11 protein-coding genes are annotated in these 8,035 nt (G+C 60.7%); 8 read left to right on the top strand and 3 right to left on the bottom strand.

The window, feature by feature from the left end; all coding sequences use genetic code 11:
* Window positions 1-152: 152 nt before the first annotated feature.
* From HYT87_18040 to HYT87_18030, 3 genes are all read right to left on the bottom strand, one after another.
* The gene (locus HYT87_18040; GenBank protein MBI2061644.1) at window positions 153-938 is read right to left on the bottom strand and encodes an enoyl-CoA hydratase/isomerase family protein; all 786 of its coding nucleotides are present in this window, start codon (window positions 936-938) and stop codon (window positions 153-155) included.
* Between the two features lie 66 nt (window positions 939-1,004).
* Window positions 1,005-1,373: a CbiX/SirB N-terminal domain-containing protein gene (locus HYT87_18035; protein ID MBI2061643.1), complete on the bottom strand. Its 369-nt coding sequence runs from the start codon at window positions 1,371-1,373 to the stop codon at window positions 1,005-1,007.
* A 9-nt stretch (window positions 1,374-1,382) separates the two neighbouring features.
* The gene (locus HYT87_18030; protein ID MBI2061642.1) at window positions 1,383-2,051 is read right to left on the bottom strand and encodes a hypothetical protein; all 669 of its coding nucleotides are present in this window, start codon (window positions 2,049-2,051) and stop codon (window positions 1,383-1,385) included.
* Between the two features lie 257 nt (window positions 2,052-2,308).
* Between HYT87_18030 and HYT87_18025 the strand changes: the two genes are divergently transcribed.
* From HYT87_18025 to HYT87_17990, 8 genes are read left to right on the top strand one after another with little or no spacing between them, the layout of a single operon-like run.
* On the top strand, window positions 2,309-2,572 hold the full coding sequence (locus HYT87_18025; GenBank protein ID MBI2061641.1) for a hypothetical protein: 264 nt from the start codon (window positions 2,309-2,311) through the stop codon (window positions 2,570-2,572).
* A 19-nt stretch (window positions 2,573-2,591) separates the two neighbouring features.
* Complete coding sequence (dnaX, locus tag HYT87_18020; GenBank protein ID MBI2061640.1) at window positions 2,592-4,199, top strand: DNA polymerase III subunit gamma/tau; 1,608 nt, start codon at window positions 2,592-2,594, stop codon at window positions 4,197-4,199.
* Between the two features lie 15 nt (window positions 4,200-4,214).
* On the top strand, window positions 4,215-4,550 hold the full coding sequence (locus HYT87_18015) for a YbaB/EbfC family nucleoid-associated protein (protein ID MBI2061639.1): 336 nt from the start codon (window positions 4,215-4,217) through the stop codon (window positions 4,548-4,550).
* Window positions 4,551-4,559: 9 nt separating this feature from the next.
* Window positions 4,560-5,159: a recombination protein RecR gene (recR, locus tag HYT87_18010; protein MBI2061638.1), complete on the top strand. Its 600-nt coding sequence runs from the start codon at window positions 4,560-4,562 to the stop codon at window positions 5,157-5,159.
* A 13-nt stretch (window positions 5,160-5,172) separates the two neighbouring features.
* A complete protein-coding gene (locus HYT87_18005; GenBank protein MBI2061637.1) occupies window positions 5,173-5,616 on the top strand; it encodes a cupin domain-containing protein in 444 nt (147 codons plus the stop codon).
* A gap of 16 nt (window positions 5,617-5,632) precedes the next feature.
* Window positions 5,633-6,052, top strand: a complete 420-nt coding sequence (ruvX, locus tag HYT87_18000) for a Holliday junction resolvase RuvX (protein ID MBI2061636.1) — start codon at window positions 5,633-5,635, stop codon at window positions 6,050-6,052.
* A complete protein-coding gene (gene mltG / locus HYT87_17995) occupies window positions 6,049-7,089 on the top strand; it encodes an endolytic transglycosylase MltG (GenBank protein MBI2061635.1) in 1,041 nt (346 codons plus the stop codon). The genes ruvX and mltG overlap by 4 nt, the downstream gene beginning before the upstream one ends.
* On the top strand, window positions 7,007-8,029 hold the full coding sequence (locus HYT87_17990) for a GDP-mannose 4,6-dehydratase (GenBank protein ID MBI2061634.1): 1,023 nt from the start codon (window positions 7,007-7,009) through the stop codon (window positions 8,027-8,029). Before mltG ends, HYT87_17990 begins: the two co-directional genes overlap by 83 nt.
* Window positions 8,030-8,035 lie beyond the last annotated feature (6 nt).

Below are 8,035 nucleotides of genomic sequence, written 5' to 3'. Positions count from 1 at the left end.
GGCGTGGCTTCACCGCGATCAGGCGACGATCAGCAGCATGCTCTATCGGTTTGAGGCTGGGCTATCGGAGGGGAAGATGGAGCATCGGGAGATCGAGAAACTTGAGAAAGCATAGATAGCGATGTCTGACCCCAGACCTGGACCCCCCCCGGCTATTTTCGGCCGATAAAATGCGCGGCGGCGTTGCGGAAGAAATCGGAATCCAGGTGGTGGACTTGCATCCTTGCCGCTTCCTTCAGGTAGGATTCGAGGGTCGCCTTCTCTTGGCGGCGAATCAGCCGCTTGATGTCGCGGAGGGTGGAGCCGTCTCCTTCGGCGATGGCAAGAGCGATTCGCCGAGTCTCGTCTAGAAGCTGGGCGTCCTCGAACAGCCCATCCACGAGACCGAGGCGGTCGGCATCCGTTCCCGTGATCATTTCGCCCGTGTAGGCCAGCTTCAGACCCTTCCACCCCGCCCGTCGCTGGACGAAGAAGGCGCCACCGGTCGCCGGGACCAGCCCCAGCTTGATCCAGGACTGGACGAAGCGAGCGGAGGGGCATGCGAAACAGAGATCGCAGGCCAGCGCCATGTCCATCCCGGCTCCGGCGGCCGCGCCGTTCACGGCCGAGATCATGACCATCGGGAGGTCACAAATCAGGCGCGTCACACCTTGAAATCCTCGGTAAACCGCCTCTGCGGCGCCGCGAGATCCCTTAGACTTCACTTCGGCCAGAAGCCAGTTCAAGTCGCCACCCGCACTGAATGCCGGTGGGGTTCCGGTAAGGATGCACACCTTCTGATGATCGCGCGATCCGGCCTTCAGGGCGGCCTGGAGTTCGAGCATGGTGTGGAGACTCAGGGCATTGCGGCAATCGGGGCGATGGAGTCGAATCAGACGAACCCCAGACGCGACCTGCTCGATCTGCAGATGATGGGTGGTGTTCCGCTTGGCCGCCATCTGGGGGGATAGATATGTCACACCGAGTCGAGGATGTCGAATGTCGTCAGGGGAGATCTGAAGTTCTCATCGCCGAGACATCTCCCGCCATCGGGTGAGTGCGATCCGCACGGCTTCCACGGACGGTCCAATGTGGCGACCGAGCCTGATTGTGAGATCGGGATTCTTGAGACGGATCTCCGAAAGCATTCGGGGGATGTCTCGCCTCACGTGGGCGCCGGAGAAGAGGAGGAATGGGATCACATCTATTTCTTTGCTCCCCCGTTCCCGAAGCCGCTGCGCCATCGTGGGCAGCGAATTGGGGCCGGGCGCCAGAAAGGCGAATTCCACGCGGATCTTTTTCAGTTTCCGCCGGACCCCGCGCACGAACGATCGGATCTCGCTCAGACCCCCCGGATCGCGGGTGCCGTGAATGACGAGGAGGAGCGCCTTCATAAGGGGGAACTACTCGACGACGGCCTTGACGAAATCCTCGTCCCGGGTGGCGGCCTTCTGCTTTTCCTTCTCGCGGTGAGCCACCAGGGCCTTGATTCGCTGCGCGTTCTGCAGATCGAAAAGACTGCTCAGGTAGAACATGTAGCCCAACTTGTAGACCGTGGCTTCCGACGAATACTGTTCGGTCACGAGATAGATTGTTGTCGAGGGACCGAACCACACGCTTCCATCGTAGCTGAAGGGAGCAAGTTCAGGTTCTCCGGGGGCTGCAACGGTCAAGGTGGTTTTCGGGAGCGAACTGGATGCCGGTCCGTAGCGTTCTTCCACAAGCGTTCGGGCGCGGGACCAATCGGTGATGGAAAGCGGGAACCAGTAGGCCACCAATCCGTCTTTTTCGAGAGTGACGTATTCGTCATACGGCCCGACCTTCTTCACCACGCAATCCGCGCAAAGCGGCGAAGACAGTTCCGAGCGGACGATGGATTTCTCCCGGTCCACGCTGGCCGTCGGTGCGCCGTACCAGATGGAGAACACCTGGTGGAGGGCGAGGCCGCAGAACGGGCCGCAGGCCGGTTCGGTCGTGAACGGGGCCGCCCAACGCTCCACCCGGTCATCGGAGATCTCGATGGGATGGAATTCATCGATCCCCGTGTGTGCGAGGACCTCGTTCGGATTCATGCCCCAGCGGAGGTCCTTGTATCCTTCGAGTGTTACGGGGGGTCGGGGGATGGCACCCGGCAATAGTGCTTTGCCTGGCTTCGAGCAGGCTCCCATGGCCAAAGCGGTCAAAAGGCCAACCGTGATCGAGCGTGACAAGCGGGGTTTCACTTTGGCGGTTCACATTACCACAGGATCCCGGTCCCCTCTAGCTCCAGCGCATTGGGTCGGAAGGCGCGGGGCTTGCCCATCGGCGAAAAGTCCGTTAATAGTCACGTATGAAGCTGGGGGTCAAGCAGATGCTTCCGTTCGAGAAGAACAAGGCGATCCTGGCGGGAGTGATCCGGGCGAATCCCGACAAACTGTTCGAGATTGTCGAGACGCTGCGCTCCCTCCGATGGGAGGATTCCAAGCGGGAGGACGTGTCCAAGCTGATTTCCTTCGTTCAGGAAATCGATAGGACGGGAAAAGAGTCGTCGCCTCTGGATCGCGACATCGATGCTGCGCGGCGCGAGTTCATTTCCCAGCGCAGGAAATCGTAGTGAGGATCCGTTCTTCCGCATGAGCTATCACGTTCTGGCGCGCAAATGGCGCCCGTCCCGCCTCGAGGATGTCGTCGGCCAGGATCACGTTGTTCGGGCGATTTCGGGCGCCATCCGGACGGGAAGGATTCCCCACGCCTTTCTCTTTTGCGGGCCTCGGGGAGTGGGAAAAACGACTCTGGCCCGGCTCCTGGCGAAAGCCTTGAATTGCGAAAAAGGTCCGACGGCGGAGCCCTGCGGCCGGTGTTCAACGTGTCAGGCGATTCCCACGGGTGCCTGCGTGGATGTGCTGGAAATCGATGGAGCATCTCACACCAGCGTGGACGACGTTCGGCGAATCATCGAGGCCGTGCAATATGCCCCCGCGTCGGCCCGCTTCAAGGTTTACATCGTGGATGAAGTGCACATGCTCTCGGTGAGCGCATTCAACGCGCTCCTCAAGACGCTGGAGGAGCCGCCATCGCATGTGAAATTCGTATTTGCCACCACCGACCCGCAGAAGATTCCGGCCACGATCGTGGGCCGTTGCCAGCGTTTTGATTTCTGGAGAATTTCCTCGGAACTGATCGCGGCGAAACTTCGTAAGATAACGGAGTCGGAGAAGCTCGAAGCCGACCCGGATGCCCTCGTCGCCCTGGCGCGTTTTGCGGAGGGCAGCCTCCGCGATGCGGAGGTGCTCTTGGACCAGATCGCCAACTTTGCAGCGGGTGAGGCGGACGGAAAATCGGTCGGAAAGGGCCCGGCCTCGGGCCGTATCACGCGCGACAGCGTGTCCCATTTTCTCGGCCTTCCGCCGCGAGAGAAGATTGAGGCGCTCCTCGATGCCCTCGTAACGCGGGACGCGCCGGTGGTCATGACCGTGTATCATCAGTTGTACTCGGAAGGGTTTGATCTCATGGTGGTGGCCAAGGGATTGTTGGAAGAAGCTCATGCGTTATTGGTTTGTGCTACCGCGAAGGATGCCGCCGGAAGAATTCTCCAGAAATCGGAGGAGGAAATGGAGGGCCTTGCCCGTCGGGCGGCGTCGTCTTCGCAGGCCGATCTTGTCCAGATCGGTGAAATCCTGGCCCAGATGTGTGCCCAGATGGCGACATCCAGCGATCCCTACGTGGTGGCTACTACCGCTCTGTCCAAGATCACGCTGCTGCCGCGGCTGATGGACCTCGGCCAGATTTTCGGACGGCTCGAAGCGGCGTCAGCCGGTGGAAGGACTGAATCCGGACCCTTGGGGCCAAGCCGAGCGGAGCCGGTTTCGCGCGGTACCGTCACCGCTCCGAAATCGCAGGTGGCCGCTACGGCGCCCACAGCCTCGTCTTTCACCGAGTTTGTCCTGGCGAAGAATCGAATGCTCGGCGCGGTGGTCAAGCAGTCGGACGTGGTCCTGGAACAGGGTCGGATCGTGGTCTGCCCCCCCTCCGGGGACGCTTTCTCGGCCTCGGTCCTCGAGGACAAGAAGAAGGACCTTCGCGCCTGGGCGGCGGAATTCTACCGTGAGGATCTCGATATTGTAGTGGGCGCCCCTCGACCTCCATCGGCGGCGTCCGAGGGGCCTAAGACGAACGACGAGATCGACGGTCATCCCATGTACAAGGAGTTCGTGAAGATCTTTCAGCCCGCTGTGAAATAAGCTACGATGCCGTTCATGGAGGAACGCGAAGGCGGACAGCCCACGGATTGGATTCAGCAGGCACAAAATCTGCAACGGAAAATCAAGGAAGCCCAGGAGGAGCTTGCTCATCGGGAGGTGGTGGCCCAATCCGGTGGGGGGATGGTTGAGGTGAAGGCCAACGGTCGGATGGAAATTGTTTCCATCCGGATCGAGCCGGAAATTCTGCGCGGCGGGGACGTGGCGTTCATCCAGGATCTCATCACCTCGGGCGTCAACGAGGCCCTCCGACGGTCCCAGCAGATGGCTGCGGAGGAATTGGCCAAGGTGGCCGGTGGGATGGCCCTGGGCGCAAGATTCCCCGGCGCCTGAACGTCCTCCATGCAGGATTCCGAGGATCCCCTCAAAGATCTGATCAACCGCCTCAGGCGGATCCCGGGTTTTGGAGAAAAATCGGCCACCCGGATGGCGTACTACTTCCTGAAGGCACCCCAGGAGGATGTGTTCGGGCTGAGCGAGAGTCTCCGGAATCTCAAGCAGCAGATGAAGGAGTGCGAGCTCTGCTGCGACGTAACTTTTCGGTCGCCGTGCGAGATCTGCGCCAATCCCCGGAGGGATCACGCCGTGGTCTGCGTGGTGTCGGATTCCTCCCATATCCGTCCGCTGGAAAGGAGCGCGGTGTTCCAGGGCGTGTTCCACGTTCTCCACGGAACGCTTTCGCCGATGGAGGACATCGGCCCGGAGCGGCTCCGGGTGGCGCAATTGATCCGGCGCGTGGAGTCCGGCGGCATCCGCGAGATCGTGCTGGCCATCAATCCGACGCTTGAGGGCGATGCGACGATGCTTTATCTGGCGGATGCCCTCAAGAAGAAAGGCGTGAAGATTTCCAAGCTTCCGGTGGGATTGTCCATCGGGGCGGACATTGAATACACCGATCACGAAACACTCGGGCAAGCCCTCCGGGATCGGGTGCACCTGTGAAAAGGGGGAAGACGTGAATGTGAAGCCGATCATGCGAGGAATGGCGATCGCCGTGGCCTGCCTTTCGCTCATGGGGAATGCCCGGGCCGAAGAGGGGACCCATTTCTGGACCGTTCGGGAAGTGATGGAGAAAAACCCGCTGAAGGAAGGGGAGGCGGCCAAGTGGACGCCCCTCATCAACCCAATGAATTCCAGCCTGATGATGATCCAAGGTGACAAGCAGGTTCCCTTGCACGTCCACGCCACTCACGATGAAGTGGTGATGGTGGTCGAGGGGACAGGCACATTCACCATCGGAAACGAGCAGAAGAAGATCGGTCCGCAATCGATCCTACACATCCCGAAAGGGACCCCGCACGGGGGGACGTTCGACGGGCGATTCGCGGCCGTCATCGTGTACACGCCGGAGTTCGACCTGGGTAAACCGGACCGCGTGCGGGTGGACGCACCCAAATAGAAGAATTGGCTTGAAGGTGCTGGGTATTGACGTCGGTGACAAGAGAATCGGTCTCGCCGTTTCGGACGAACTGGGGACCGTGGCCTCCCCGCTGGTGACGATCCACCGCGAGCGCGACGCAGATGCCGTCGATCGGATTGCGAGGACGGTCAATGAACTCCGGGTAGGGGTGGTGGTGGTGGGGATTCCGTATTCCATGGATGGGTCGACGGGGCCGCAGGCCCTGAAGACGCTTCGATTCGTGGAGAAGCTGCGTCCGGCGGTGGGTATGCCTGTGCGTCTGTGGGACGAGTCGCTTTCCACGCGCAGAGCGGAGGAAGGTCGCAGACGTCTGGGGCGGAGGGATCGGAAGAAAGGCGAAAAGGATCGAATCGCTGCTGCATACATTTTGCAGGATTATCTGGATGCGGTCCGGAAGAGCGGAGGCGGTCTGTGAGGCGCCTCCTCAAAGTAGGGATCTTCCTCGGCGTGCTGGCCGTCCTGTTCGGATTCGGGTTTCTGGCCGCGCAGTGGGTGCCGTTCCTGTTCTTTCCGGCGAATGAGACGCTCCAGGAGAAAATGTTTCGAGTCAAGTGGGGTGAGCCGTTCGAGCGAGTGGCGGAACGCCTTTCCGAGGAGGGATTTGTACCCCAGCCGCGCCGGATCGTCCGCTTGGCGCACTACTTGGATCTCGGGCGGAAGGTTCAGGCCGGGGCATACGTGCTTACGGGAAAAATGACGCCGTTGGATATCCTGCGGACCCTGAGTCAGGGCAAGGTCGTCCGCTTCAGAGTCACGGTGCCGGAGGGATACAATTCGTACCAGATCGCCAAACTTTTGGAGGACGGCCAGGTGGTTCCGGCCGCAGACTTTCTTGCCGCGATTCGGGACCCCCAGGTCCTGCTCGATCTGGACGTCCACGCCGAGAGTGCGGAGGGATTTCTGTATCCGGAAACATACGTGTTCAGTTCGTCGCTTACGGCCCGGGACGTGGTCAAGATGATGGTGGAGCAGTTTCGGAAGGTCTTTGATGAGGGCATGGTGGCCAAGGCCAGAGCGCTCGGCATGTCGGAAGCGCAGGTCGTCACCCTGGCTTCGATCGTTGAAAAAGAGTCGGCCGTGGCGGAAGAGCGGCCGCTGGTGTCGGCGGTCTTTCACAATCGGATGAAATTCGGGATGCGCCTCCAGAGCGATCCGACGGTGATCTACGGCCTTTTCCCCGGCTTCAATGGAAATCTGACGAGAGCCCACTTGGAATCGGATGGCCCGTACAATACCTATACTCGGTCCGGACTTCCGCCCGGCCCCATCGCCAGCCCCGGCCGGGAGTCGCTTATCGCCGCCCTCTACCCCGCGCACGCAAATTACCTGTACTTCGTGTCCAAGAACGACGGGACGCACATCTTCTCGGATGACTTCAAGAACCACAGCCGGAACGTGTGGAAGTTTCAGCGTCACAATCCCGGCCAGGCGGAATCCCTGGGGGTGCGGTAAGGCCGTGAAGGTATTGATTACCGGAGCGGCCGGATTTGTCGGTTCCCATCTGGTCGAACTCGCACTCGAGAAGGGTTACGACGTCGTGGGGGTCGACTGTTTCACGCCGTCCTACGATCCATCCTTCAAGGAGAGGAATGTCTCGCCCCTGTTGCATCGCAAGGGTTTTGCGTTGGTCCGAGCCGATCTCAGCGAAATCGATCTGACGCCGCTTCTGGACGGAGTCGACGCGGTGTTTCATCTTTCCGCCCAGGCTGCGGTCCGTACGAGTTGGGGTCCGCAGTTTGTGAACTACACGAAGCACAACATCACGGTGACGCAGCGGTTGCTCGAAGCGGCAAAGGGGCGCAACCTTCGCAGGTTTGTATACGCGTCCAGCTCCTCAGTGTATGGAGAGCCCGGGATCTATCCCCTCACCGAGGACCTCGCGTGCCGTCCGATTTCACCTTACGGCGTGACCAAGCTCGCCGCGGAGCATCTCTGCATGCTGTATCAGAAGTCCTACGGAGTTCCCTGCGTGGCACTGCGATATTTCACCGTTTACGGACCGAGGCAGAGGCCGGACATGGCGTTTCACAAGCTGATTCGATCCGCGCTCAAGGGGGAAACATTTGCGTTGTACGGCGATGGTCGCCAGACGCGCGATTTCACGTTCGTGTCGGATGCGGTCGGCGCCACCCATGCGGCATTGGAAGCTCCCGCGGGGGAAGTTATCAACGTGGGGGGGGGGAGCCGGGTGACCATGTTGGACGTGCTGGACACGCTTCGGTCCGTTCTCGGCCGGCCCGTGATTATGAAAGAGGAACCGCTCCAGAAAGGCGACGTCCGCCACACTTGGGCCGATCTTTCCCGGGCCCGTCAACATCTCGCCTATGAGCCGAGAGTCCGCTTGGCCGACGGCCTCCGTGCTGAGGCGGATTGGCTTCGGAGCCTCGCCTGAGTTGAG

The organism is Nitrospirota bacterium, from assembly GCA_016180645.1.
Lineage (GTDB): Bacteria > JACPQY01 > JACPQY01 > JACPQY01 > JACPQY01 > JACPAV01.
Note: the sequence above shows the minus strand (reverse complement) of the source record. Positions and strands in the feature narration are given on the sequence as shown.